The 25563-nt window shown below is 74.1% G+C and carries 24 protein-coding genes and 1 pseudogene; 14 read left to right on the forward strand and 11 right to left on the reverse strand.

The genetic code is table 11. The annotated features are described in order from the left end of the window. A pseudogene (locus tag BI06_RS06400) lies at positions 1-405 on the forward strand (ornithine cyclodeaminase family protein); the annotation flags it as partial. 78 nt (positions 406-483) lie between these two features. Beyond that, positions 484-1143 (forward strand): GNAT family N-acetyltransferase, encoded by a 660-nt coding sequence (locus BI06_RS06405; protein ID WP_082558299.1) that lies wholly within the window; start codon positions 484-486, stop codon positions 1141-1143. Positions 1144-1224: 81 nt separating this feature from the next. Here BI06_RS06405 and BI06_RS06410 read toward each other — a convergent pair whose 3' ends face one another. From BI06_RS06410 to BI06_RS06420, 3 genes are all read right to left on the reverse strand, one after another. After that, a complete protein-coding gene (locus BI06_RS06410) occupies positions 1225-2457 on the reverse strand; it encodes a serine hydrolase (protein WP_030395544.1) in 1233 nt (410 codons plus the stop codon). A 152-nt stretch (positions 2458-2609) separates the two neighbouring features. Beyond that, on the reverse strand, positions 2610-2816 hold the full coding sequence (locus BI06_RS06415; protein ID WP_030395545.1) for a hypothetical protein: 207 nt from the start codon (positions 2814-2816) through the stop codon (positions 2610-2612). A gap of 305 nt (positions 2817-3121) precedes the next feature. Then, positions 3122-3586 carry a MarR family winged helix-turn-helix transcriptional regulator gene (locus BI06_RS06420; protein WP_369826055.1) on the reverse strand — a complete coding sequence of 155 codons (465 nt, stop codon included), beginning with the start codon at positions 3584-3586 and terminating at the stop codon, positions 3122-3124. 167 nt (positions 3587-3753) lie between these two features. Here BI06_RS06420 and BI06_RS06425 point away from each other — a divergent pair, with 167 nt between their 5' ends. The 7 genes from BI06_RS06425 to BI06_RS06455 all read left to right on the forward strand — a co-directional run bounded on the left by BI06_RS06425 (position 3754) and on the right by BI06_RS06455 (position 13340). Continuing rightward, positions 3754-5265 carry an MFS transporter gene (locus BI06_RS06425; protein ID WP_107113275.1) on the forward strand — a complete coding sequence of 504 codons (1512 nt, stop codon included), beginning with the start codon at positions 3754-3756 and terminating at the stop codon, positions 5263-5265. 107 nt (positions 5266-5372) lie between these two features. Then, on the forward strand, positions 5373-5753 hold the full coding sequence (locus tag BI06_RS49240; protein ID WP_149030278.1) for a hypothetical protein: 381 nt from the start codon (positions 5373-5375) through the stop codon (positions 5751-5753). A gap of 133 nt (positions 5754-5886) precedes the next feature. Beyond that, positions 5887-6585 carry an RNA polymerase sigma factor gene (locus BI06_RS06435; RefSeq protein WP_043465637.1) on the forward strand — a complete coding sequence of 233 codons (699 nt, stop codon included), beginning with the start codon at positions 5887-5889 and terminating at the stop codon, positions 6583-6585. After that, complete coding sequence (locus BI06_RS06440; RefSeq protein ID WP_043465638.1) at positions 6582-7637, forward strand: CU044_5270 family protein; 1056 nt, start codon at positions 6582-6584, stop codon at positions 7635-7637. The genes BI06_RS06435 and BI06_RS06440 overlap by 4 nt, the downstream gene beginning before the upstream one ends. Positions 7638-7816: 179 nt before the next feature. After that, positions 7817-8290 carry a hypothetical protein gene (locus BI06_RS06445; RefSeq protein ID WP_043465639.1) on the forward strand — a complete coding sequence of 158 codons (474 nt, stop codon included), beginning with the start codon at positions 7817-7819 and terminating at the stop codon, positions 8288-8290. 195 nt (positions 8291-8485) lie between these two features. After that, positions 8486-11989, forward strand: a complete 3504-nt coding sequence (locus BI06_RS06450; protein WP_051740314.1) for an ATP-binding protein — start codon at positions 8486-8488, stop codon at positions 11987-11989. Between the two features lie 199 nt (positions 11990-12188). Further along, positions 12189-13340: a peptidoglycan recognition family protein gene (locus BI06_RS06455; protein ID WP_051740315.1), complete on the forward strand. Its 1152-nt coding sequence runs from the start codon at positions 12189-12191 to the stop codon at positions 13338-13340. A 94-nt stretch (positions 13341-13434) separates the two neighbouring features. On the opposite strand, the gene BI06_RS06460 is transcribed toward BI06_RS06455, so the two are convergent. Together BI06_RS06460 and BI06_RS06465 are read right to left on the reverse strand one after the other, a co-directional pair. Beyond that, positions 13435-15111 carry an AMP-binding protein gene (locus BI06_RS06460; RefSeq protein ID WP_051740316.1) on the reverse strand — a complete coding sequence of 559 codons (1677 nt, stop codon included), beginning with the start codon at positions 15109-15111 and terminating at the stop codon, positions 13435-13437. Between the two features lie 160 nt (positions 15112-15271). Next, positions 15272-16753, reverse strand: a complete 1482-nt coding sequence (locus tag BI06_RS06465; RefSeq protein WP_043465640.1) for an MFS transporter — start codon at positions 16751-16753, stop codon at positions 15272-15274. A gap of 159 nt (positions 16754-16912) precedes the next feature. Here BI06_RS06465 and BI06_RS06470 point away from each other — a divergent pair, with 159 nt between their 5' ends. Both BI06_RS06470 and BI06_RS06475 read left to right on the forward strand, forming a co-directional pair. Next, complete coding sequence (locus BI06_RS06470) at positions 16913-17368, forward strand: MarR family winged helix-turn-helix transcriptional regulator (RefSeq protein WP_030397701.1); 456 nt, start codon at positions 16913-16915, stop codon at positions 17366-17368. 64 nt (positions 17369-17432) lie between these two features. Further along, positions 17433-18494, forward strand: coding sequence for a TIGR03617 family F420-dependent LLM class oxidoreductase (locus BI06_RS06475; protein WP_043465643.1), 1062 nt, complete (start codon positions 17433-17435; stop codon positions 18492-18494). A gap of 138 nt (positions 18495-18632) precedes the next feature. Here BI06_RS06475 and BI06_RS06480 read toward each other — a convergent pair whose 3' ends face one another. Then, positions 18633-19352: a ScbR family autoregulator-binding transcription factor gene (locus BI06_RS06480; RefSeq protein ID WP_051740380.1), complete on the reverse strand. Its 720-nt coding sequence runs from the start codon at positions 19350-19352 to the stop codon at positions 18633-18635. A 292-nt stretch (positions 19353-19644) separates the two neighbouring features. Next, positions 19645-20082, reverse strand: coding sequence for a RidA family protein (locus tag BI06_RS06485; RefSeq protein ID WP_051740317.1), 438 nt, complete (start codon positions 20080-20082; stop codon positions 19645-19647). A gap of 193 nt (positions 20083-20275) precedes the next feature. Here BI06_RS06485 and BI06_RS06490 point away from each other — a divergent pair, with 193 nt between their 5' ends. Together BI06_RS06490 and BI06_RS06495 are read left to right on the forward strand one after the other, a co-directional pair. Beyond that, the gene (locus tag BI06_RS06490; RefSeq protein WP_051740318.1) at positions 20276-20908 is read left to right on the forward strand and encodes a C40 family peptidase; all 633 of its coding nucleotides are present in this window, start codon (positions 20276-20278) and stop codon (positions 20906-20908) included. Between the two features lie 35 nt (positions 20909-20943). After that, entirely contained in the window at positions 20944-21885 is a 942-nt protein-coding gene (locus tag BI06_RS06495; RefSeq protein WP_043465647.1) for a hypothetical protein, read from the forward strand. Positions 21886-21955: 70 nt separating this feature from the next. Here the strand turns inward: BI06_RS06495 and BI06_RS06500 are convergent, their stop codons facing one another. Together BI06_RS06500 and BI06_RS06505 are read right to left on the reverse strand one after the other, a co-directional pair. Continuing rightward, complete coding sequence (locus BI06_RS06500) at positions 21956-22534, reverse strand: DUF4240 domain-containing protein (RefSeq protein ID WP_043466363.1); 579 nt, start codon at positions 22532-22534, stop codon at positions 21956-21958. Between the two features lie 235 nt (positions 22535-22769). Next, entirely contained in the window at positions 22770-23267 is a 498-nt protein-coding gene (locus BI06_RS06505) for a MarR family winged helix-turn-helix transcriptional regulator (protein WP_082558300.1), read from the reverse strand. Between the two features lie 90 nt (positions 23268-23357). Between BI06_RS06505 and BI06_RS06510 the strand changes: the two genes are divergently transcribed. Beyond that, positions 23358-23765 (forward strand): VOC family protein, encoded by a 408-nt coding sequence (locus tag BI06_RS06510; protein ID WP_043465649.1) that lies wholly within the window; start codon positions 23358-23360, stop codon positions 23763-23765. A gap of 26 nt (positions 23766-23791) precedes the next feature. Here the strand turns inward: BI06_RS06510 and BI06_RS06515 are convergent, their stop codons facing one another. Further along, positions 23792-24634 (reverse strand): undecaprenyl-diphosphate phosphatase, encoded by an 843-nt coding sequence (locus BI06_RS06515; RefSeq protein WP_043466367.1) that lies wholly within the window; start codon positions 24632-24634, stop codon positions 23792-23794. Positions 24635-25188: 554 nt separating this feature from the next. After that, positions 25189-25416: a hypothetical protein gene (locus tag BI06_RS06520; RefSeq protein WP_030397691.1), complete on the reverse strand. Its 228-nt coding sequence runs from the start codon at positions 25414-25416 to the stop codon at positions 25189-25191. Positions 25417-25563 lie beyond the last annotated feature (147 nt).

Below are 25563 nucleotides of genomic sequence, written 5' to 3' on the forward strand. Positions count from 1 at the left end.
GCGCGGGCGGCCGTCGAGGCGGCGGACATCGTCATCACCGCCACCTGGTCGCGCGAACCGCTGCTGGACGCCGACGTGCTGAGGCCGGGTCTGCACCTGACCGCCCTCGGCTTCGACGAGCGCGGAAAGACCGAGCTCTCCCCCGCCCTGCTGCGCGCGAGCCGGCTCGTGGTGGACGACCGCGCGCTCGCCACCGCCTCCGGGGTCCTGCACGGCTCCGGCCCGGACCCGGACCTCGCCGACGAGTTCGCCGACGTCCTGCGCGGCACCGTCCCGGCCCGGCCGGACGACCGGACCACCGTGTTCGCGCCGATCGGCCTCCCCTGGCAGGACCTCGCCCTCGCCTGGCCGGTCCACCTCGCCGCCCGCGCCACCGGCACCGCGCCCGCCTTCGACTTCCACTGACCCGCCGGGCCTGCTCCCGGCCCGACCCCGAGGGAAAACCGCTGGCGGCACGCCTGACGACCCGGTAGGAAGACCCCCATGAGTACTTCCGCCCCCGCCCCCGCACCCACCCCCGCCGACGCGGACAGCGTCGAGCCGCGCACCTTCCGCCGCACCACGCTCGACCTGGGCGACGCGGTGCTCCGACCCTGGGGGCGGGCCGACGCCGAGCCGGGCGCACTGCTGGACAGCCTGGTCGCCGCCGCGGCCGATCCGCTGATCGCCCTCTGGAACCCGCTCCCGACCCGCGACCCCGCCGCCGCCCTGACCTGGCTGGCGGCCCGCGAGGACAGCTGGGACAAGGGCACGGCCGCGCCGTTCGCCGTGCTGGACGCCGCCGACGGCGCCCTGCTGGGCTGCGTCAACCTGCGCTGGACCGACCGCGCGGACGGCCTGGCGATGATCGGCTACTGGGCACCGCCTTCCGGGCGCGGCCGGGGCTTGATCGGCCGGGCCACCAGGGCCGTCACCAGCTGGGGCTTCCGGACGGCCGAGGCCCGCCGGATCGAGGTCGCCCACGCGGTCGACAACGAGGCGTCCTGCCGGCTGGCCCTGAACTGCGGCTACCTCCCCGAGGGCACCCTGCGGGCCTCGTACCGCTTCGGCGACGGGACGTACCACGACGAGCACCTGCACGCCCGCCTGGCCACCGACCCCGAGCCCGCGCCGGTACCCGCGCCTCTGGCCGCGCCCCGGTAGTGCCCCGGTAGCGCGCGGCAGCACGCCCGGAGCTCCACCGGACCACCCGCCCGGCGGAGCTCACGGACCGTCGACGACGGATCAGCCGACGTTGAGCGGGTGGTCCGGGGCGAGCAGGGCGGCGATCCGGCCGGCCACCTCCTGCGCGGTGTTGCGGTCCGGGGCCGCGCAGTTCCGCGTCGTGCTGACGGCGATCGCCAGGTGCTCGTCCGGCAGGTAGGCCTCGATCGCCGCGTAGCCGAAGAAGGAGGGGTTGGACAGGATCCAGCCCCGGTCGACGATGACCCCGAGGCCGAAGTGCTGGGCCTCGGTCTGCGGCAGGCAGACGTCCTGCGGGCAGCCGTGCACCGGACCGGGCAGGCCGACGGTGCCGGGGTTCAGCTGGGTCCGGAAGGACTCCGGGGAGAGCAGCGCGCCGGTGCCGACGGCCTCCACCGAGCGGGTCAGGTCACAGATGTCGCTGATCAGCACCGCGCCCGGGGCGGTGGTCCAGGACGGGTTCCAGAACGTCGACTCCTCGTACGTGCCGCGCGAGGCGGTGAAGGCGTGCTGCACCGGGGTGGGGATGTCGGGAGTGAAGCTGTTGACGGTCTGGCGCAGGCCTAGCGGCCCGAAGATCCGCTGCTCCAGCAGGTGGTCCAGCCGGGTGCCGGTGATCCGCTCCAGCGCCTCGCCGAGCAGGACGAAGTTCGCGTGCGAGTAGCTCCAGTTGGTCCCGGGGTCGTACCAGAAGTTCTTCCCGGTGGAGATCGCGACCAGTTCCTCCGGCGTCCAGTGCCGGAACGGGTCGGCGGCGAGCGCGTCCAGGAAGCCCTGGTCGGTGACGTAGTCGGCGAGCCCGGAGGTGGTGTCGCCGAGCATCCGCAGGGTGATCCGGTCCGCCTGCGGCAGGTCGGGCAGCCAGGGGGCGACCGGGTCGTCCAGGCCGATCACGCCCTCCTCGGCGAGCTGAAGCAGGACGATGCCGAGGAACGGGAAGGCGACCGAACCGGCCCGGAAGTGCATGGCGGGTTCGGCCGGAACGCCCGTCATCGACTCGCCGAGGGCGCCGGTGACGAGTTCGTGGCCGTCGACGGTGACCCGCAGGATCACCGACTTCAGGTCGAGCTCCTGCTGGACCTGCCGGGCGATGTCGAGCACCTCGCGGGCCCGGGGGTCGGCGTCGGGGTCCGAGCGGACGCAGGAGTGCGCGGGCGAGGGGTTCTTGGCGAGGGCGCGGGCGGCGGCCGGCGGTCCGGCCGGGAGCGCGACGGAGGTCAGGGTCGCGACCGTGAGGACGGCGGCGGCGAGCGCCCTGGTGCGGGAGAAGGTCATGACCGCACTATGGGCGGACGCTCCGGGCACGATCCGGCGCAACACTCCGCAGCGTCCTCCGGTGGAAGCAGCGCGAGGCCCGGTGGACCGCCCCGCCGGACGCGCGCGAACGCCCCGGGGCCGCGGCCCCGGGGCGTTCGAGGAGCGTGGGATCAGCCGTTGGAACGGTCGAAGTACTGCACCCAGCTGCCGCGCGGGCCGACGAGGCCGACCGCACCGTTGCCGGCCTGCAGACCCGACGAGGCGGACGGCTGCGAGCCGCCACCGTGAGCCACCGCAGCGGTCGGCGCGATCACGGCAGCCGCGGCGGCGACGGTGGCGATCACGGCGAACTGGCGGAGCTTTCCACGAACCGACATCTCAGGTTCTCCTTGATGGATGGTCAATAGCCTTGGCCGACCGCCTCCGAGGACGGCCGGACGCGACACACGTTTGCACACGAACGTGGAAAACCGGATGCTCCCGCAACCCGTACAGGCCGAACGGGTGAGAACTTACGCCCCCGGGGTGACCTCGACAGGTCCGTCCGGCCGTACGTCGCCGCACGCCCCCGGGCCCCGCGTTCGCGGCACCGATCAGCCCTCCAACAGCCCTCCATCAGCGGGAGTCGGCGGCCTCTTGGCGTGCGGCGACGGCGGCGATCAGCGATGTCACGCCCCGCTCCCTAGGGCTTGTCCCCCGGCCGCTGTGCGGCGGGTGCGTCGCCGGCGGCGAGGTGGGCGTCCATGGCGGCGTTCAGCTCGGCCATGAACTGCTCGAACTGTTCCAGGAGTTGCGGCGGGTAGGGCGACATCGCGGCGTCGAGGCGGCCGGCCAGCGGGCCGAAGAACTCGTCCGCCCGCTCCTGGATGTGCGGGCCGCCGCGCAGGGTGACGACGCGCCGGTCGGAGTGCTCGCGGGTGCGGGTGATGTGCCCGGCCGCTTCGAGGCGGTTCAGCAGCGCGGTCGTGGCACCCGTGGACAGCGGGATGCGCTCGCTCAGCCGGGCCGGGGACAGCGGGGTCCCGCGCTCCTCGGCGGCGGCGATCTCCAGCACCGCGGTCGCGTCGGTGGAGTGCAGGCCCAGCCAGGCCGCGAAGCGTCGGCTGAGCTCGGCGTAGTGGCCGCCGTAGATCCGCAGCCCTTCCATCAGTCGCTCGCGCTGCGCCGCGACACCGTCGCCGATCGCTTCCTCCACCGGGCCAGCCACCTCTTCTCTCCTGCGGAGTGTCCTCGCTCCTGCCGGGCGTCCAGGTGGGCGGCCCGCTTTGACAACCTACCGCCACCACTTTACCTTCATGGTGGAATTACTTCACCATGGAGGTATCTGACGTGCATGACCCGTCCCCCGCCCAGGACGAGGCGACCGGGCCCTACCGGTGGCGGTGGCTGATCCTGGCGGTGATGATCGTCGCGGAGATCATGGATCTCCTGGACGCCTCGATCGTCAACGTCGCCGGACCGGACCTGGAGAAGTCCCTCGGCGCCGGTTCCGTCGGACTGCAATGGGTGATCGGCGGCTACGCCCTCACCCTGGGCGCCGGCCTGGTCCTCGGCGGCCGGCTCGGCGACCGCTACGGCCGCCGCCGGATGTTCCTGATCGGACTCGCGGCCTTCACCACGAGCTCGCTGCTGTGCGCGGCCGCGCCGAACATCGGGTCGCTGATCGCCTTCCGCCTGCTGCAGGGCACCGCCGGAGCGATGCTGCTGCCCCAGGGCCTGGGCCTGCTGCGGGAGAACTTCTCCGGCCCCGAGCTCACCAAGGTGTTCGCGATCTTCGGTCCCGTCCTCGGCCTGGGCGGCATCATCGGCCCGGTCCTGGGCGGCTTCCTCATCGAGGGCGACTTCTTCGGCCTCGGCTGGCGGTCGGTCTTCCTGATCAACCTGCCGGTCGGAATCGCGGCCCTGGTCGTCGCCGCGAGGTTCGTCCCCAGGAAGGCGGGCGACCGCACGGTACGGGTCGACCTGACCGGCGCCGCCCTGGTCGCGATCTCCTGCGCCCTGCTGGTGCTGCCGCTGAACCAGGGGCAGGAGAACGGCTGGCCGCTCTGGACCTGGCTGTCCATGGCCGCCTCGGCGATCGGCTTCGCCCTCTTCGCCCTCCAGCAGCGCCGCACCGCCGCCGCGGGCCGCGAACCGCTGGTCACCCCCGGCCTGCTGCGCAAGCCGGCCTTCACCGTCGGCCTCGGCGGCATCGCCCTGTTCTTCGGCGGACTCATCGGCACCCAGCTCGTACTGACCCTGTTCCTCCAGATCGGCCACCACTTCACCGCCGGCGAGGCGGGCCTCGGCAACCTGCCCCTCGCCGTGGGAACCGCGATCGGCGGCGCGGTCAGCGGCGCGTTCCTCGCGGACCGGATCGGCCGCAAGGTACTGCAGATCGGACCGCTGGTCCAGCTGGCCGGCGCGGCCGTGCTGTGGTTCGAGCTCGACGGCCTCGACGCCGCCTCGTTCTCGATCCGGGCCATCGTCCCCGGCGTGGCGGTGGCGGGCATCGGCGCCGGCATGGTGATCGCCGCCCTGTTCAGCTTCGTCCTGGCCGCGGTCGACGACGAGGAGATCGGCTCCGCCTCCGGCGTCCTCTCCGCCGTCCAGGCCGTCGGCGGCTCCATCGGCGTCGCGGTCTTCGGTTCGGTCTTCTTCGCCCGGGCCGAGACCGGCGACTTCACCGGCGGATTCCACCGCGCACTGATCGTCCAGGCAGGCCTGCTGGCCGTCTTCCTCGCGATCACCTTCCTGCTGCCCAAGCAGGGCCGCCCCGAGGACGAGCAGCACGGCACCAGCACCGAGCCCGCCACCGACCCGAAGCAGCACCTCGCCACAACCTGACCCGACCGCGCACCACGGCAGGAGCCGGGCCCATGGCCGCTGTTGGGCTACGGGGCAGCAGCAACCGGACACCGACTCACGTGCCCCTACGCAGACGGGGGCGACAAGTGGCTCGTCAACCTCCGGAGTGGGTCCGTCGACGGCAACTCAGGCCCGCCCCCGCCGGCCCCCGGCGGGGGCGGAGCCGCTCCGAATCCGCACCCGACGACCGCTACACCCTGTTCTACGCGGTCCACAGCCACGTCCCCGACGCCCAGCACAACGACGTGGCCCGCAAGGTCAGGGACCTCCTCACCACCGAAGGGCTCAAGATCTCCGCCTATCAGGAGACGCCCGCCACCGAGCCGAACTCCACCGTCACCGCACGCCATCCCGGGAGCCGGTACATCGTCGACGTCTCCAGCACCGCCGGCGACAACCGGATGGTCCTGGGCATCACCACCCCCTGCCTGAAGCCCCCCACCGGACCGGCCGCCACCACGCCGTAGCCCCGGCCGGCAGGCCCGGGGGTGGTGGGTGGTCGGCCGTGCTGCATGATCGGCAGCGTGGGGGACATCCCTGGGGGCGCCGCTGGTGACGCGCGTCACAGGAACCGGCCGGTCCGCCCGGACAAGGCTTGACGTGAACCATCCGCACTCCCGGCTCCGAGCCGGGGAACCCGAAGCATTTCGCGAGCTCTTCCGGGAGCACTCCTCCCTGGTGTACCGCCATGCCGTGCGTGTGACCGGGAACTGGGCGCTCGCCGAGGACGTGGTGTCGCTGACCTTCCTGGAGGCCTGGCGCCTGCGCGGGAAGCTGCGCGACGAGGGCGACAGTCCACGGCCGTGGCTCATGGGCATCGCCGTCAATGTGCTGCGCAACACGACGCGTGCCGCGCGCCGCCACAACCTGGCGATGGCCCGGATGCCCGTGGCCGATCCGGTGCCCGACTTCGCCGACGAACTCGTCGGCCGGATGGCCGACTCCGAGCAGCTCGCGGCCGCCCGGAAGGCCCTGGGACGGCTGCGGCGGTCGGAGCGCGAGGTCTTCGCGCTCTGTGTCTGGTCCGGGCTCGGCTACGCGGAGGCGGCGGCCACCCTCGGCATTCCCGTCGGCACCGTGCGCTCGCGCCTCTCGCGGGCCCGCACCCGGCTGCGCAGGCTCGCGGACGACGAACTGCGCGCCGCGCGGAAGCTCGCCGCGAAGAACGGCACGAGGAACGGCGCGGAGTACGCCACGAAGAACGCCTCGCAGAAGACCACGGAACCGCTCCCGATCCCCGGACAAGTACAGGGCGGCCGCAGCATTGCGGCCCGGCCGCACAAGGAGACGCACCGATGATCCGCAACCCGTGGCGGCACAACGAACCGCTCGACCACGCGGAACTGGCCCGTCTGTTGCCGCCGCCGGCCGATCCCCGCCTGGCGGCCGACCGCCAGGACCTGCTCGAGGAGTACTTGATGAGCGAGATCCACCAGTCCGACCACGCCCCCGCGGCCACCCCGGCACGGCGGCCGCTGCGCCGCGCCGTGCTGTTCGCCGCCCCCGTCGCCGCGGCCGCCGCCCTGGCCGTGGTGGTGTCCGTCGGCGGTTCGCCCGGCACCGACACCGTGGCCGCCCCTGAGCTGGTCAAGGCGCCCGTCGTGCAGATCGAGGAGGGCAGCACGGTGCAACTCGCCTCGACGGTCCGCGAGATCGCCGCCGCCGCGACGGCGCGCAGCACGCCCCAGCCGGGGCCGGGCCAGTTCATCTACATCAAGAGCCGGGTCTCCTTCATGTCCACCCGCAACAACGTGGACACCGGGGAGTCCACCACCTGGGTGCAGCCGCTGCACGACCGCGAGGTGTGGAAGTCGCCCGACGGCACCAAGGGCTGGCTGGACGAGCCGGGTTACCAGGACAAGGGCGGTATCACGCTGGACAACGAAGCGCCGCGCAAGCAATCGACCTACAAGTGGCTCGCGACCCAGCCGACCGACCCCGACGCCCTGTTGAAGTCCGTCTACGCGACGGTGAGCGGCGACCGGGACCACGACCAGCAGGCGTTCAACGAGATCGGCTCCGTCATCCGCGAGCAGCTGGTGCCCGCCGGCCTCGCCGCCGCGCTCTACGAGGCCGTGGGCAGGATTCCGGGCGTCGTGGTGGTCGAGCACGCGCAGGACGTCTCCGGCCGGGACGGGATCGCGCTGGCGCGGCTCGACCCGCAGACCGGCGAGCGGTCGGAGTGGATCTTCGACCGGGAGAGCCACCAGTACCTCGGCAGCCGCGGCGTGCAGGTCCGGGAGTTCAACGGCGTCAAGCCCGGCACCGTGGTGGAGCGCACGACGATCGTGACCCGGGCGATCGTCGACGCGAAGAACCAGCGGCCCGGCGCCGGTCAGGCCACCGTCTGACGGTCCCGCACCGGACGGCCCGCGGGGTCACCCGTACGGGCGGTGCCCCGCCGTGCCCCGCCGTGTCCCGCTCCGGCGGCACGGCGGGGCACCGATGCTGACCCTGGCACGGCCCGACCGGGCCTGCCGCCGGTCCCGAGCCGTGGTCCGGCGGACACCGAACGAAATGGGTGAGCGTGATGTCCCGACTGCTGCTTTCCAGGGCCCTGCGGGCGGCGTGCGCGGCGGTGGTCCTGGCCGCCGGTCCGGCGGCGGCCGCCGATACGTGCGCGACCGGCGCGGACCTCGTGGTCTCGGCCGCCGACCCCGCCCCGGTGGCCGACGGCGGCTCCACCCTGCTGCGCCCGGCGGTGACCAACGCCGGCGGAACCGCGACCGCCGTACCGTTCACGCTGTACGTGCACCTGCCGCCGGGGGTGGTGGGCAGCGGGACGTCCTCCGGCGCGACCTGTTCCACGCTGCCCTTCGGCCACACCGTCGCCTGCACCGTCCCGGCCGGCCTGGCGCCGGGTGCCTCGGTCACCGCCGAGGTGCGGATCTCGGTCGCCTCCGGCATGGACCCCGAGGTGCTGGACGGCACCGTCGAGGCCGAGCTCCCGGACGACCCGACGCCGGGCAACAACAGCCGCACGTTCAGGATCACCATCGTCTGACCCCTCCCCCTCCCACCCCGCACCACTCCGGAGCATCCGCCGGCCCTGCTGTCAACACCCGCCCTGCACACGACAGATGGCCGAAAGCAGGACAGCACGGGGGCCGATTCACTACGGTCGTCCTCACGACAGCGGCACCGGCGGCACCGGACTCGTGGTCGGCGCGACCCGCCGGGCAGCACGGCAGGGGGTGGCATGGCACAGGCACGGAGGCGTCTGTCGCGTGCGGAGGCGGTGCGGCAGCGCACCGGTGCGCAATTCATCGGCCGCAGAGCGCAGCTGGCGCTGTTCGTGGACAATCTCGCCCGCGATCCGGACCCGGACTCCGGGCCGGATCCGGCGGACTTCCTGTTCCATGTGCGCGGGGTCGGCGGGGTCGGCAAGTCCACCCTGCTCGCCCAGTGGCGCGAGGCGGCCCGGCGGGCCGGTGCGCTGACCGCCCTGGTCGACGAGACCGATGTGCACAGCGTCGAGACGGCGCTCGGCGCACTGGCCCGGCAGCTCGCCGAACAGGCCGGTCCGCTGCGGGAGTTCGACAAGGCCCTGGAGCAGTACCGGCGTTCGCTCCAGGCCGCGGCGGACCGCGAGCCGGAGCAGCCGCCCGGTGGGGAGGGTGCGTCGCTGCCGACCCGGCTGGTGGCCCAGGCGGCGCTCGGGGCGGTCTCGGTGCTACCGGGTGCGGGTGTGGTCGCGGCGGTGGCGAACCCGGATGCGGTGGCCCAGGGCGCCGAGCGCCTGATCGCGGGGGTGCGCCAGCGTCGGCGCGGCGGCGACGTGGAGGAGGCGGCGCTCGGCCGGGCCTTCGTCGCGGAGCTGTCCCGGCTCTGCGACCGCGACCGGGACCGCGGCCGGGACCGTGACCGCCGCCCCTGGATCGTCCTTTTCCTCGACACCTGGGAGCTGACGGGCCGCTATCTCGACGGCTGGCTGCGGGAGATCCTCGACGACGCGTTCGGCCCGCTGCCGCTGGAGGTGGTGTTCGTGCTGGCCGGCCGGGACGAGCTGGCCGAGCGCGAGTGGGCGCCGTGGCGGGCGGTCCTGGTGGACGTGCCGCTGGAGGTGTTCACCGAGCAGGAGGCCCGCGACCTGCTGACGGCGCGCGGGGTCACCGATCCGCTGGTGGTCGACGCGGTGCTGCGGATGTCGATGCGGCTGCCGCTGCTGGTCGCGCTGCTGGCGGCGGCCGATCCCGGCGCGGTGGAGGAGGTCGCCGACGTCGGCGCCGACATGGTCGACCAGGCGGTGGTGCGCTTCCTGCAGTGGATCCCCGAACCGGAGCGCCGGGACACCGTGCTGGCCGCGGCGCTCCCGCTGCAGCTGAACCGCGACCTGTTCGCCTGCGCCGTGCCGGAGGCCGAACCGGCGGTCTGGGACTGGCTGTCGGTGCAGCCCTTCGTGACCGGGCGCGGCGACTTCCTGCAGTACCACGCCGTGGTCCGCACCAGCATGGTGCGCCGGCGCCGGATCCACACCCCGCGGGAGTGGACGGCCGCGCACACCCGCCTCGCCGAGCACCACGCCGCGGCGCGGGCGGCGGTCGAGTTGTACCTGCCGGCGGCCCGGCGCGGCGCCGACCCCAGGTGGCGGCGGCAGTTGCTGAGCGAGACCTACCACCTGCTCTGCGCCGATCCGCTGGCCCGGCTGCCGCGCGCCCTGGAGCACACGGCGCGCACCGCCGGGGACGCCCCGGACGCGCTGGCGCCGTGGGCGGAGATGCTCAACCAGGCCGCGCAGGACAGCGACGACGCCGAACTGACCCGCTGGGCCCGCCGGATCCACGCGGCGGCGGCCGGTGAGCAGCCGGTGCTGGCGGTCCTGGACGTGCTCGCCGGTCCCGGTCTGCCGGTCCGGGTGCGGGCCTGGGCGCTCACCCATCGCGGCTACCAGTACTTCGTCGAGGACCGGGACGACGACGCCCTCGCCGACCTCGACCAGGCCGTCGCGATCGCCGCCGACCTGCCGCAGGCCCTCGCATACCGGGGGCGGGTGCTCAACTGGCACGGCCACCACGAGCGGGCGCTGGCGGACTTCACGGCGGCGCTGGCCCTCGACCCGGAGTACGCCTGGGCGCTGTCCCGGCGCGGCGAGGCCCGGCAGTTGGCCGGGCTGGCCGAGGAGGCGATGGCCGACTTCACGGCGGCGCTGGCGCTCGACCCGGACGACGCCTGGGCGCTGGGCTCGCGCGGCCAGGCGCACCGGCTGGCCGGGCGGTTGGACGAGGCGGTCGCCGATCTGACCGCCGCCATCCTGCTCGACCCGGAGTACGCCTGGGCGTTCACCCAGCGCGGCGAGGCGTTCCGGACGGCCGGGCGGCTGGCCGAGGCGGTCGCGGACTTCACCGCCGCGCTGGCGCTGGATCCCGGTGACGCCTGGTCGCTGAGTTCACGGGGCCAGGCCCTGCGGCAGGCCGGACGGCTGGACGACGCGATCGCCGATCTGACCGCCGCGCTGGCGCTCGGTCCGGAGAACGCGTGGGCGCTGGCCGAGCGGGGCGAGGCGCACCGGCAGGCGGGCCGGCCCGAGGAGGCGGTGGCGGACTTCACGGCGGCGATCGCGCTCACCCCGGAGAACGCCTGGGCGCTGGGCTCACGTGCCCAGGCGCACCGGCAGGCGGGCCGGCTGGACGAGGCGGTCGCGGACTTCACCGCCGCGCTGGCGCTCAACCCGGAGTACGCGTGGGCGGTCGGCGAGCGGGGCGAGGCGCACCGGCAGGCGGGGCGGCTGGAGGAGGCGATCGCGGACTTCACGGCGGCGCTGGCGCTGGACCCGGAGTACGCGTGGGCGCTGGCCGAGCGGGGCGAGGCGCACCGGCAGGCGGGGCGGCTGGCGCAGGCGGTGGCCGACCTGTCCTCGGCGCTGGCGCTGGACCCCTCGGACGTGTGGGCGCTGCGGGCGCGCGGGCAGGCGTACCGGCAGGCTGGCCGGCTGGACGACGCCATCGCGGACCTGACGGCCGTTCTGGTGATCGACCCGGAGTACGCCTGGGCGTTGGCACTGCGCGGCGAGGCCCACCGGCTGGCGGGGGACCTGGAGGAGGCGATCACCGATCTGAGTGCCGCGCTGGTACTCGAACCGGACGACCCCTGGGCGCTGGGTTCCCGGGGACAGGCCCGGCGGCAGGCCGGTCTGGTGGAGGAGGCGATCGCCGATCTGACGGCGGCGGTCACCCACAATCCGGACTACACCTGGGCGCTGGCCGAGCGCGGTCAGGCGCACCGGCAGGCCGGGCGTCCGGCGGCGGCGGTCGCCGACCTGTCGGCGGTGCTGGCCCGTGATCCGGCGGATCCGGCGGTGCGGTGCGCGCTGGCGGCGGCGTACCGGCACGACGGACGGTTCGAGGAGGCCCGGGCGCTGCTGGCGGAGGTGGCGCCCGAGGTCGCGGCCTCGTCGACGGTGCTGGTGGAGGTGGCGGTGCTGCGGCTGCTGACGGAGGGGCCGGCGGGTTCGGCGGACGCCTGGGAGGCCTTCCTGGAGTCCCCGTACGAGAATCCTCGGGACCCGTTCGAGCCGGCGGTGCGCAAGCTGCTGCACGGTCTGGTCGCCGGGGACGCCGAACCGGAGGAGCTGGCGCGGGCGTTCCTCGCGGTGCCGGGGGCCGGGGCGGCGCGGGCCGATGTCTGCCTCTATCTCGGTGAACTCGCGTGCGCCGGGGCACCGGTGGGGGCCCGGGCGGCGGCGGCGCTGCGGATCCTCGGGTAGCGGCGGCGGCCCGCGGCGGGTCCGGCCGGGCGGTGGGGCGGGCGATCCGACGGACGGTCGGGCGGGTTGCCCGTTCGGGCAGCCGAATTTTAGGGGTTGCCACCAGAAACGATCATTTGGGTAGATTCATGATCGACTCATTGACCGGCTCATGGCCGGTCGACCTGCACGTCCGTGCCACCCCGAGAACAGGATCCCGATGCCGAACCCCAGCTCCGCCGTGAGCCGTCGCACGCTGGTGACCGCGATCGGCGCCACCGCCGCCGCGATCGCCACCGCCCCGGCCGCGCACGCCGCCGCGCCGAGCACCCCGGCCGCGCCGGCCACCCCGGCTCCGGCCGCGCCGGGCAACCAGGCAGCCCGGACCGTGACCGTCCCGGCCACCCGGGCCCGCTCCGCCGCCGGTCGCGCCGCCGCCGGTGTGCGGACCGAGTTCCCGATCCAGTACGTCGGCGTCAGCTGGGACGGCCCCCGCCGCGGCGGCGCCATCCGCCTCCACCACGAGGAGACCGGCCCGGGGGCCTGGCAGCCGATCGCCACCGGTTGCGCGGGCGGCCCCGACGTCGCGGGCACCGCCGCGAAGGCCGCCCCGGTCTCGGCCGCGCTGGTCCCCGCCGACGGCGCGGTCGGCTACGACCTGCGCCTGCCCGACGGCGCCACCAACCTGCGCTCCACCGCGCTGGACACCACCACGGGCCCGGCCCGCACCACCACGCTCTCCCCGACCACGCCGGTCACCTTCTGCGGCGTCGAGTACCTGAGCCGCGCCGCCTGGGGCGCCGACGAGTCCAAGCGGTTCAAGAACGGCGTGGAGAACTCCCCCGCCAAGTACTACCCGCTGCAGACCCTGACGGTGCACCACACCGACACCCCGAACGCGGACCCGGACCCGGCCGCCACCGTGCGCGCGATCTACGAGTACCACGCGATCACCAACGACTGGGGCGACATCGGCTACCACTTCCTCATCGACGAGGCCGGCCGGATCTACGAGGGCCGCTGGTCCGGCGACGACGGCATCCCCGGGTTCGACGCCAACGGCAACGCGGTGACCGCCTTCCACACCGCCGGCTTCAACTCGGGCAACCTCGGCGTCGCCCTGCTCGGCACCCTGGTCGACCAGCAGCCCACCGCCAAGGCCCGGAAGTCGCTCGCCCTGGTGCTCTCGCTGGCCGCCCGCACCCACGGGCTGGACCCGCAGGCGCACGTCACCTTCGTCAACCCGGTCAACGGGGTGACCAAGCCGGTCGACCTGATCAGCGGCCACCGCGACTGGCTGGCCACCGACTGCCCCGGCGGCGTCTTCTACGCCACCCTCCCCGCCCTGCGGGCCGAGGTCGCCGCGCTCTGACGGGTGCTGCGCACCGGCGGGTGCGACCGGTCGTCCTCGTTCGGGGCCCGGGTGCTCCCGGGGCCCCGAACGGGCCACGGGAGCACCCCCGCGCTCAGGCGTGCTCGACCTCCGCCGCGTCGGCCAGGCCCAGCAGTTCGACGGCCCGCTCCCGCATCTCCACCTTGCGGACCTTCCCGGTGACCGTCATCGGGAACTCCTCCACCAGGTGCACGTAGCGCGGCACCTTGTAGTGCGCGATCCGGCCCGCGCAGTACTCGCGCAGCGTCTCCGCCGTCAGCTCCGGCGCGCCGGGCCTCGGCCGGATCCAGGCCATCAGCTCCTCCCCGTACTTGACGTCGGGGACGCCGACGACCTGGACGTCCAGGATGTCGGGGTGGGTGTGCAGGAACTCCTCGACCTCGCGCGGGTAGATGTTCTCGCCGCCCCTGATCACCATGTCCTTGAGCCGGCCGGTGATGTTGAGGTACCCCTCCTCGTCCATCACCGCGAGGTCGCCGGTGTGCATCCAGCCCTCGGCGTCGACCGCCTCCGCAGTGCGTTCCGGCCGGTCCCAGTAGCCGAGCATCACCGAGTAGCCCCGGGTGCGGAGTTCGCCGGGGGTGCCGCGCGGCACGGTCAGGCCGGTCTCCGGATCGACCACCGCGACCTCCAGGTGCGGGCCGACCCGGCCGACGGTGGACACCCGGCGCTCCAGCGGGTCCTCGGCCCGGGTCTGGGTGGAGACCGGGGAGGTCTCGGTCATGCCGTAGCAGATGGAGACGTCCCGCATGCCCATCCGGTCGACGACCTGCTTCATCACCTCGATCGGGCACGGCGAGCCGGCCATGATCCCGGTGCGCAGACTCGACAGGTCGTGCTCGGCGAAGCCCGGGTCGTTCAGCTCGGCGATGAACATGGTCGGCACGCCGTAGAGCGAGGTGCAGCGCTCGGCCGCCACCGCGCGCAGGGTGGCCGCCGCGTCGAAGGCCAGGGCCGGGACCACCACGCAGGCGCCGTGCGAGAGCGCCGCCAGGTTCCCCATCACCATGCCGAAGCAGTGGTAGAACGGGACGGGCACGCAGATCCGGTCCGCCTCCGTGTAGCCGCACAACTCCCCGACGAAATAGCCGTTGTTGAGGATGTTGTGGTGCGAGAGGGTGGCGCCCTTGGGGAAGCCGGTGGTCCCCGAGGTGTACTGGATGTTGATCGGATCGTGGGCACCGAGTCCGGCGCCGACGGCCGTCAGCCGCTCCCGGTCGCCGCGCTCCCCCGCCGCCGCCAGCTCCCGCCACTGCGGCGAGCCGATCAGCAGCACGTCCCGCAGGCCGGGACAGCGCGGGCCCGCCTCGGCGAGCATGGCCGCGTAGTCGGAGGTCTTGAAGCCCGCCGCGGCGACCACCGTGCGGATCCCCGCCTGCCGCAGCACGTACTCGACCTCGTGCGAGCGGTAGCCCGGGTTGACGGTCACCAGGATCGCGCCGATCCGGGCGGTGGCGTACTGGGTGAACACCCACTCGGGGCAGTTCGGCGCCCAGATGCCCACCCGGTCGCCGACTCCGACACCGAGGCCCAGCAGTCCGAGCGCGAGCCGGTCCACCTCCGCCGCCAGCTCCCGGTAGGTCCAGCGGCGCCCGCTCGGCAGGTCCACCAGCGCCTCCCGGTCCGGGAACGCGGCCACCGCGCGGTCGAGCGCGACGCCGATGGTGTGTTCCAGCAGCGGCACCGAGGTACTGCCGGCGCTGATGCTGGGAGCGGGAGCGGGCGCGGGAGGGGGCGGGGGCGGGGTCATGGCAACGGCTCCAGGACTCGTCCGGGCAGAAGGCGACCGAGTCTACGCAGAGCACCACCCCCCGTCACCCGGTTCCGCCGCCCCGCCGCGGACGATGCGGCGGGGCGGCGAGCGGCGGAGCGGGCAGGGAGCGTGACCCGGGGTCAGGCCCGATCGGACATCAGGCCGGGGTGCCGTCCTGGACCGGGGCGGGCCCGGCGGCCCCGGCGGGCTCCTGGACGGCGGCGGACTCCTGGACCGCCGGGGCCGGCGGCGCCGGGACGGTGGCGGCCACCGCCGCGGCGGCCAGCGCCACCCCGCAGCCGATCAGCAGGCCCACCCGGAAGCCGGTCTCGGAGGGCAGCACATGCCCGCCCACGGTGGTGGTCAGCTGGGCGAGCACGACACCCACCACGGCCGCGGAGACCGAGGTGCCGAGCGAGCGCATCAGGCTGTTGAAGCTGTTCGCCGAGGCCGTCTCGGAGAGCGGCACGGCGCTCATGATCAGCGCCGGCATCGCGCCGTACGCGAGGCCCACACCGGCGTTGCAGATCAGCGTCACCACCAGCACGCCCCAGGTGGACCCGATCAGCAGCATCGACAGCCCGTACCCGGCCGAGATCGCCAGCGCGCCGGCGACCAGGGTGAACTTGGGACCCCGCGCCGCCGAGAGCCGGCCGCCGAGCGGAGAGACGACCATCATCATCAGACCGGACGGCGCCATCCACAGCCCCATCGCGAGCATCGACTGGCCCAGGCCGTACCCGGTGGCCGCCGGCAGCTGGAGCAACTGCGGGACGATCAGCGCCTGCGCGTACATCCCGAAGCCCACCAGGACGGACGCCGCGTTGGTCAGCAGCACCCTCGGCCGGGCGGTCACCCGCAGGTCGACCAGCGGCTCGGCGAGGCGCAGCTCCCAGGCGCCCCAGGCGAGCAGCAGCACCACCGCGGCCGCGAACAGGCCTAGCGTCGTCCCGTCGGTCCAGCCCCAGTCACCGCCCTTGGAGACCGGCAGCAGCAGGCAGACCAGGCCGGCGCCGAGGCCGAGCGCCCCGACCGCGTCGAAGTGTCCGCCGGCCGGGCGAGTGGTGGGCGCGGGGACCAGGAGGCGGATCATCACCGCGACCGCCACCGTGAGGACGGCCGCGCCCCAGAACAGCGCCCGCCAGCTGGCGTACTGGGCGACGGCCGCCGAGATCGGCAGGCCGAGGCCGCCGCCGATGCCCATCGAGGCGCTCACCAGGGCGATCGCGGAACCGAGCCGCTCGGGCGGCAGGACGTCGCGAAGCAGGCTGATGCCGAGCGGCACCACGCCCATGCCCATGCCCTGGAGGCCGCGCCCGGCGATCATCGGCAGCACCGAGGAGGTCAGCGCGCAGATCACCGAGCCGAGCAGCAGCGGGGCGCAGCAGGCCAGCAGCATCCGCCGCTTGCCGAACAGGTCGCCGAGGCGGCCGCTGATCGGCACGAACACGGCGGCGGAGAGCAGGGTGGCGGTGATCACCCAGGAGGCGTTGGAGGGGGAGGTGTCGAGGATCTTCGGCAGCTCGCCGATCAGCGGGGTGACCAGGGTCTGCATGATCGCGGCCACCGTACCGGTGAGGGCGAGCGTGGCGACGACCCCCCTGGTCCGGTCGGGGGCGGTGGTCTGTGGGGCGGCCATGAGCGGGGGCTCCTCGATTCCGGGGCAGGAGGTGCGTTCATATGCACAGTACACATGATATGTATCGTGCACATCACCCACCATGGGCGACCGCCTGCGATACTGTGCGCAAACACCGCAGGTCAGCGCCCCGGAACCAGGGACGGGAAGGACGGCATCATGAGCGGGCCCACGGACGAGGTGGCGTTCGAGTACATGGTGCTCAGCCGGCACCACTACCTGAGCCCGGCCGGCGCCCGGCCGGAGGGCAGCCGGCTCGACCGCAGCGCCTACATCCTGCTCAGCCGGATCCGGATGCAGGGCCCGATGTCGATCGGCGAACTCAGCGACGCCTTCGGACTGGACGCCTCCACCCTCAACCGGCAGACCGCCGCGATGACCCGGGCCGGACTGGTCGAACGGATCCCGGACCCGGACGGCGGGATGGCCCGCAAGTTCCGCACCACCGAGGAGGGCGAACGCCGCCTCGACGAGGACCGCGCCGCGCACGCCCACGCCCTCGACCTGGTGATGGCCGACTGGCCCGCCGAGGACGTCCGGACCTTCGCCGACTTCCTGCGGCGCTTCAACACCGGCATCGAGCGCCTCGACGGCCGCCCCTGGCCCCGCCCCTGACCCACCGTCGCCCGGCACCCCGGCCCCGACGATGCCCGCCCGCCCCTCCAGGAGCCCCGACCGCATGGACCGCCCGCAGGCCCCCGCCCTCCTCCTCGACGCCCTCGCCCCCGCGCACCCGGCCGGCATCCTCGACGCCGCCGAGCGGGCCGAACGACGGGGCGCGGACCGGCTGGTGGTCTCCGAGACCGCCTACGACCCGTTCCTGCAGCTGGCCCGCGCCGCCGACCGCACCGGCTCCATCGAACTGGCCACCGGCGTGGCGGTCGCCCTCGCCCGCACCCCGATGACGCTCGCCTACCAGGCCTGGGGCCTGCACGCGGCCTCCGGCGGCCGGGCCGTGATCGGACTCGGCTCGCAGGTCAAGCCGCACATCGAGAAGCGCTTCGGGATGCCCTGGGACCGGCCCGCCGCCCGGATGCGCGAGTACGTGCACGCGGTGCGGGCGATCTGGCACAGCTGGCAGACCGGCGACCGGCTGCGCTTCCGGGGCGACTTCTACACCCACACGGTGATGACGCCGGTGTTCGCCCCCGACCCGATCCCGGCCGGGGTGCCGCGAATCCTGCTGGCGGGGGTCGGCCCGCTGATGGTGCGCGCCGCCGGGGCGGTGGCCGACGGCTTCCTCAGCCACCCGTTCACCTCGGTCGGCTACCTGACCGGGCAGGTGCTGCCGGCGCTGGCCGAGGAGCGCGGGGCGGCCGAGGCGGCGGGCGCGGCCTGGACCGGCCGGCCGTTCGAGATCGTCGGGAGCGTGCTCACCGCGACCGGGCGCACCGAGGAGGAACTGCGGGCCCACCGCGCGTCCGTCCGGGAGCGGCTCGCCTTCTACGCCTCCACGCCCGCCTACCGCCCGGTGCTGGCCCAGCACGGATGGGAGGACCTGCACGAGGAACTGCACCGGCTGTCGCTGCGCGGACGGTGGCCGGAGATGGCCGCGCTGATCGACGACCGGGTCTTCGACACCTTCGCCGTCGCGGGCACCGTCGAGGAGGCCGCCCGGGAGATCCACCGCCGCTACGCCGGTCTGGCGACCAGGGTCTCGGTCAGCCTGCCCGAGGACGCCGACCCGGACCTCGGCCTGGACGTCCTGGACGCGCTGCGTGCCCTGGACGGCCGCCCGTGACCGCACTGACGGGGCCGGGGCGGCTACCCTCCGCAGTCGGCCCGGAGGGGCGGTCCGGCGGGAAAACCGGACGCGCCGTATGGTTCGCCCGCACCACCGGCGTCACCGGCGCTACGGGCGAAGGGGTGTGACAGTGCCTCAGCCGACGTCGGCCCCGGAGCCCTCCGGACCGGCGGCCTCCCCGACCTCACGCGCTGCCACCTCACGTGCCGCCGCTTCCCGCGTCGCCGTCATCTCGGCGTAGACCCGTGCGCCCCGGTCCGGCGCCAGGTCCAGGTTGGCGAGCACGCCGGGGACGGCCACGCTCGGCATCAGGTGCCGGTACAGCGTCGAGACCCGGACGGCCAGGTCGGCGCGGCCGGTGAAGCGCTGCGACTGGAGCTGCACGCCGACCCAGGAGGCCGTCATCAGCCCGGCCGTGTCGGCCGGCACCACGTGCGGCAGCAGCTCGCCGCGCTCGCCCGCGTCGACCAGCAGCCGCTCCAGCCGGGAGATCCAGCCGGGCGCGGCGTCGATGCCCATCTGCTTGTCCGCGCCCTGGTCCACCGACAGCCGGACCGCCGCGCTGACCAGCGGGTCGATGGGCACCAGATGCGTGACCACCATGCCGGTGTCCACGAACTCCTGGAGCTTGCAGGAGCGCTCCGGGACCGCCTCGGCCTCGAACTGCCCCTCGATCACCCCTTGCGCGAGCTCCCGCTTCGAGGCGAAGTGGAAGTAGACGGCACCGCGGGTCACCCCGGCCCGGGCCACGACCTCACCGATGGTCGCCCGCTCGTAGCCGAACTCGTCGAACACCGAGGCCGCGGCCTCCAGAATCAGCCGCCGCGTCCGCAGCGCCCGTTCCTGTCGCACCACCCCGACCACCCCCACCACACCCGCACCGAAACAAAACCAAACAGCCCGTATCTTACCCGGGGCGCGGGAACGCCCCTACTGCCGTCCCGGCGGGGGCGCCCGCACACGGGCTGTCAGAGAATACCGACCATGCGGTCCGGTCCGGACCCGTACCCCGGGTCCGGACCGACGCGGGGACCTGCTCCCCGGCCCGCCTCCCGGGCGCACTCCGGGCCGACTCCGGCCGAACTCCCGGGCGGCGACCGGCCGGAGGGGTCCGGCTCCGCCCGCCCCGGCCCCCGCTCGGCTCAGCTCACCCCGCCTCCACCTCCAGCTCCTCCCCCTCCCGCTTCAGCACCGCGACCGCCTCGACCTCCACCAACTGGTCGGCGTACCCGAGCACGGAGACGCCCAGCAGGGTGCTCGGCACATCGTGCGCGCCGAGGTACTCGCGGTAGACCTCCCAGGCGGCCACCAGGTCGCTCTGCCGGGAGGAGGCCACATACACCGTGGTGCGCACCAGGTCCGTGAGCGCGGCACCCTCGCCCTCCAGCACGGCGATCAGGTTCCGCATCACCTGGTGGGCCTGCCCCGCGTAGTCGCCCACGGCCACCGTGCGCCCCTCGGTGTCCAGCGGACAGGCGCCGGCCAGCCAGAGCGAGCGGACCGGCACGTCGACGGCCGCCGCGTAGGCGTAGTCGACGGCCTGGGTGAGCCGGTGGTTGCGGATCAGCCTGACGGCGCTGCTCATGGGTGCCTCCCGGACGGTCGTTCGGTCCTGTCGGAGCCATCGTTCGAAGCCGGGGCCCTGACCGTCAATCGATTTACCGCGCCGCCCCGGACGCCCCGGGCCCCGCCGGCCGGGAATTCACCTCTGCGGGTGATGGCGGTGCGGGAGCCCGAACCGGGATCCTGGTGGTTCGCCGACGACCGAGGGGGCTGCCGTGCCGTTTCCGCACACCACCGGGGGCTGGGGCCGCCGCGGGCTGCTGGGAGTCGCCCTGGGGGCCGCCCTGGCCCCGCTGGGGGCCGGTTCCGCCGCCGCCCGCCCCCGCGAGGAGGACGGGGGGCTCGCGCTCGGCCTCCGGGTCGCCGCCGTGGCGGCCGCGCAGATCGGCGTGCCGTACGCCTGGGGCGGCGGCGACCGGTTGGGCCCGAGCCTCGGCTTCTGCGACGAGGAGAACGGCTACCTGGACGGGCAGTGCCTGGGCGAGAGCACCATCGGCTTCGACTGCAGCGGCCTGTCGCTGCACTGCTGGTACCGGGCGAGCGGCGGAGCGGTGGAGCTCGGCCACTACACGGTCGCCCAGTTCCACCGCTCCGCCCCGGTGGACCGGAGCGCACTGCTCCCCGGCGACCTGCTGTTCTTCTCCCGCCCGGACGCGCCGCTGCACCATGTGGGCCTCTGGGCCGGTGACGGCGCGATGATCCACGCGGAACGCACCGGCACCCTGGTGGCCCGGGTCGAGGGCGTCCTCGACCTGCCGCGCTGGGCCCGCGAGTTCGCCGGCGCCCGGCGCCCGCTGCCGCTCGACCGCCAGGAACTTCCCCCGGGGCCTCGCCGCATCGGCCCGTGACCTCCCGGGTCCGCCGGGGACGCTAGCCTCCGGGCATGACTGGATCACGACACCCCCGCCGGATGATCACGCGGCTCGTGGACGGACGCATCTGCGCCTACGACCTGGCCGCCGAGGACCTGGGTCGGCTGTCGCCCGTCCTGGTCTGGTCGCCCGCTCCCGGGGACGACGTCGTCGACCACGCCGTTGCCGCCGACCTTCGGCGTCTGTACGGCACGACACCGGACGCGGTCGTGTGCGTGGCACCGGACGGCGTCGAGGTCTGGAGGTCCGGACTCGAACCGGGGTCGGCCCGGCAGTTCGCACACCGACCCGGCTGTGTCCTGTCGCCGGACGGACGCGTGCTCTGGGTCTACCGCCCCGACGTCATGGCCGGCCGCGGCCGCCCCGACCAGTGGGTCGCCCTGGACGCCGGCTCCGGCGCTGTCACCGCGCAGGCGGACCTCCGGACCGCCGGGCACGGCGGAGTGCAACTGCCGCACGCCGCGAGCGGCCAGGTCCTCCTCAACGTGGGAGAAGGACAGGACGGCACGGCCGTCTACCGCGCCTCGCTGACCGGGACCGGGCTGGACCTCTTCCAGTACCCCTGGGACGACCGGTGCCTCATCGACCTGTCGCCGGACGGCCACCGGTTCATGACCGTCAACCACGACCAGGGCGACATGGCCGTCCACGCGTTCCCGGAGGGCGAGGTGGTGTTCACCCTCTCGGTCGACGCCTTCGGGCACGAGCCGGCCGACGCCTGTCTGGAATGGTCCGGCGGCCATCTCGACCCGGACACCGTCATCGTCACCGTCGTCGGCCAGACCGAGGACGAGGAGGAATGGTTCCGCCACTACCGCGTCGACGCGCGCTCCGGCCGGGTCCGCGGCGACTTCGACGCACATGGGAGGGATCCCTACGACATCCACCCCCTCGGCGACGGCACTTGGCTCACCACGGACCCGTCCGGACACCCGGTCCGCTGGACCGATTAGTAGGATGCCGTCCCCGCGCCCGCGGGGGTCGGCGTCGGGCATGCCCCCTGCGCAGACGTCGCGTCGGCGGTCAGGAGCCGGCTTCTGCGGGGAAGAGGGCGTCGAGCCGGGGTGTTCCGGTCCTCGCCGCGACCGCTACGGTGGCGCTGTCCTCCTCGGGGTCCGCCCATGTCCCCCGGACGGCGTCCAGGGCCTCGTAGAACGCCTCCGGGCTGTCGCCCTGCCGACCCGTCAACTCGCCGAAGACCTCCTGGGCCGCATAGTCGAGTTCCTCCCACTCCGGCCACTCCTCGTCGCGCCACTCCCGCAGGGGCCTTCCTACCAGGGCCCGCACCTCGGGAACGTCGGCGAGGGCGTCCGGGGCGGCGAGCACCGCCCGGTACGTCTCCTGCCCTTGGCCCACCAGCCAGAGCGCGAAGTAGTCGAAGCCGTCGTCGGAACACAGGCCACCCTCGATCCGGTCCGCCGCCGACCAGAGTGCGCCCGTGGCGACCGCCGCGCACGCGGCTTCCAGACGGGCCTGGAATTCGACTGCCTCCGCCGCCGAACCGCACCGCAACGCCCCGCGCAGCCACTCCAGCCGTTCGTGGCGGCCGCCGGGGCGACGGCTCAGCTCGTCCATGAGCGCCCAGAAGGTCTCGTCGTCCATGCCGCACAGGATCGCAGCCGGCACTGACACGCCGGGCCGGGACGGGTCGGGCGCCGAACCCGAACCGCGCAACCGCCCGCACCCGGCCGGGAGCTCCCGCACCGGGCCTCCGCACGCTCCTGGAGGACGCGAGTGGAGGACGGGAGTGGAACCTGCCGCTGTCCGGGCTGCTGCTGTCAGGCGGCAGCCCGGACCTGCCGGGCGGTACACGGGCGGCACGGCGGACCGCAGCGGATCACGGGGTGCCCGGCAGCTCCGCGTGGACCCGGGCGAGCAGCTCGTGCAGGACGCGCCGCTCCGCCCCGCTCAGCGGCGCCAGCACCTCGTCCTGCACGGCCAGCGCCTCGGCCCGCAGTTCGGCGAGCAGCGCACGGCCGGCCTCGGTGACGGTGACCGAGAGCCGACGGCGGTCCGCGGCGTCCCGGGCCCGCTCGACGTACCCGGCGAGGGCCAACTGGTCGGCGACCTTGGCCATGTCACTGGCGTCGACCCCCAGCCGCCGCACGAGGTCCCGCTGCGCGTGCGGGCCGAAGTCGGCCAGCGCGGCGAGCACCGCCATGTCCCACAGCCGCAGTCCGCGCCGGGCGAGGCGTTCGGCGAGCCGCGAGCGGGCCGCCTTCCCGGTCCGGGACAGCAGGTAGGTACTGAGGTCCAGCAGGGTCGGCGGGGTCGCCCCCGCGGGTGACGGACCGGCGGGAGCGGGAGCGGTGGAGCCGGGTTCCTCTGGGGCCATGGGAGAAGTCTAGGGTGCGGCCCTATAGTGGGTGCAGACCTATGATTTCGCGTCGCCAACCACCTTCACCCGAGGCGAGGAGCCCTCACCATGGACGCCCTGTACCACCGCCTGCTCGTCGCCGACTTCCCCGCCTGCTTCCGCTTCTACCGGGCCGTACTGACCCCGCTGACCGGCGCCGCCCTGGTCAAGGGCACTCCCGACGGCCCCTACGCCACCTGGGACCTCGACGGTCAGGCAGTGCTGTCGCTGTTCGACCGGAGCCTGCTGGCCGCCACCGTCGGCACCGCCGCACTGCCCGCCGAACCGGCCGCCGCCCAGGACGGCACCATGCTGGTGTTCCGGGTCGAGGACGTCGGGCAGGCGTTCGACCTCTGCCTGCGGCACGGCGCCGGCTCCGTCGTCGGCCCCACCGACCGCCCCGAGTGGGGGCCCGGGCTGCGCACCGCCCATCTGCGCGACCCGGAGGGCCGGCTGATCGAGCTCCAGTCGTACTGACCCGGCCCGGCGGCCGGGCCGGCGGGTCAGTGGACCGTGCCGGCGTTCGGGGCGAGCACCCCGGCGGTGACCAGACCGATGATCAGGCCGCCGAGCAGGATCCGGTACACCACGAACGGCAGGAAGCTGTGGTGCGAGATGTACTTCAGGAACCAGGCGATCGCCGCGTAGCCGACCGCGAAGGCGATCAGCGTGGCGAGGATCGTCGGTCCCCAGGCGGGCGCCGGGCCCTCCCCGATCTTGAACAGCTCGAGCACGCCCGAGGCGAGCACCGCCGGGATCGCCAGCAGGAAGGAGTAGCGCGCGGCGGCCTCCCGGCTGTAGCCGAGGAACAGGCCCGCGCTGATCGTGCCGCCCGACCGCGAGACACCCGGGATCAGCGCCAGTGACTGGGCGGCACCGTAGACCAGCGCGTGCGGGAAGGTCAGGGAGTCGATCCGCCGGGCACTGCGCACGGCCCGGCTGCGGTCCGCGGCCGCCAGGACCAGGCCGAAGACGATCAGCGTGGTGCCGATGATCCGCAGGTCCCGCAACTGGGTCTCGATCGTGGTCTGGAACAGCTTGCCCAGGACCGCGATCGGCAGCGTGCCGACGATCACGAACCAGCCCATCCGCGCATTCGGGTCCCGGCGCAGTTCCGGCGTCCACAGCGAGCGGATCCAGGTGGAGACGATCGCGGTGATGTCCTTGCGGAAGTAGATCAGGACCGCGGACTCGGTGCCGAGTTGGGTGACCGCGGTGAACGCGGCGCCCGGGTCGTCCCATCCCAGCAGCGCGGAGAAGACCCGCAGGTGGGCGCTGGAGGAGACCGGGAGGAACTCGGTGAGCCCCTGGATCAGGCCGAGGACGGCCGCGTGGAACCAGCTGATCACCGGACACCCGCCGCACAGGCCCGCTGTTCGCTTCGCATCGTGTCTTTCCCGTTCCGCTCGGAGGAGGGGCCCGGGCGCCGTCCCGCAGCCCGGGCCGGACCGCTGCCTGCACCGCCGTTATCGCCGGGCGGCGGCCCCGCAACGGGCTGCCGGGCCCAGGGGCTGCGCGGCGTTCGCGCGCCAGTGCGATCGGGTGGCGCGGCCAGCATGGCCGAGGCAGGCTGAACGTTTCCTGAAGACGCAGGTCACGGCCGACGCCGGTCCGCCCGTGCCGCTCCGGCGGACTGATCCGGATTCAGCACCCGGCTGCCGGAGGCGAGAAAAGAACGATCACAAGCACGGAACTGACGAAACGCCGAGGAGACTCACTCGCACTCGACGGGCTCTCGGTCGAGACCGCTCGGCGGCGGCAAACGGCACCGCCCCGTCCGGGGCGGACGGGGCGGGCAGGGCGGGCAGGGCGGGCAGGGCAGACGGGGCGCTGTCGTTGCGGGTGCCGCCGGTCGGGGTGAGGAGCGTCGCGCGGCAGGCGGGGGTCCGAGGACGGGACCCTAGCGCGGGGCGTCCAGGTGGTAGAGCGCCGAGCAGGTCCGGCCGTGCAGCGGGCTGATCTGGCGGGCGGCGGCCGGGGTGTGGCCGACCGCGGCCGTGCAGTACCGGGAGTCCGGGACCGGCAGCGGGCGCAGCGTGACGCCGGTGGCGGGGGCGGCGACCGCCACACCGCCGAGGGTCAGCCCGGCCGTCAGGGCTGTGACGACGATTCGGCGGGCGAGGCGCATGGGGTACCTCCGGAGGAGCTCGACTGAGGGACGGCGGCGGCCGGGGACGGTGGCCGCCGCCCCCATTCGAACGGCGGGTGCGCCGGGCGGCCCGGCCGACACACCGCGCGCGCCGCTAGTCGTATGTGTACGACTGCGTCCGGGGCG

The sequence above is a fragment of the Kitasatospora sp. MBT66 genome, assembly GCF_000710405.2.
Taxonomy (GTDB): domain Bacteria; phylum Actinomycetota; class Actinomycetes; order Streptomycetales; family Streptomycetaceae; genus Kitasatospora; species Kitasatospora purpeofusca.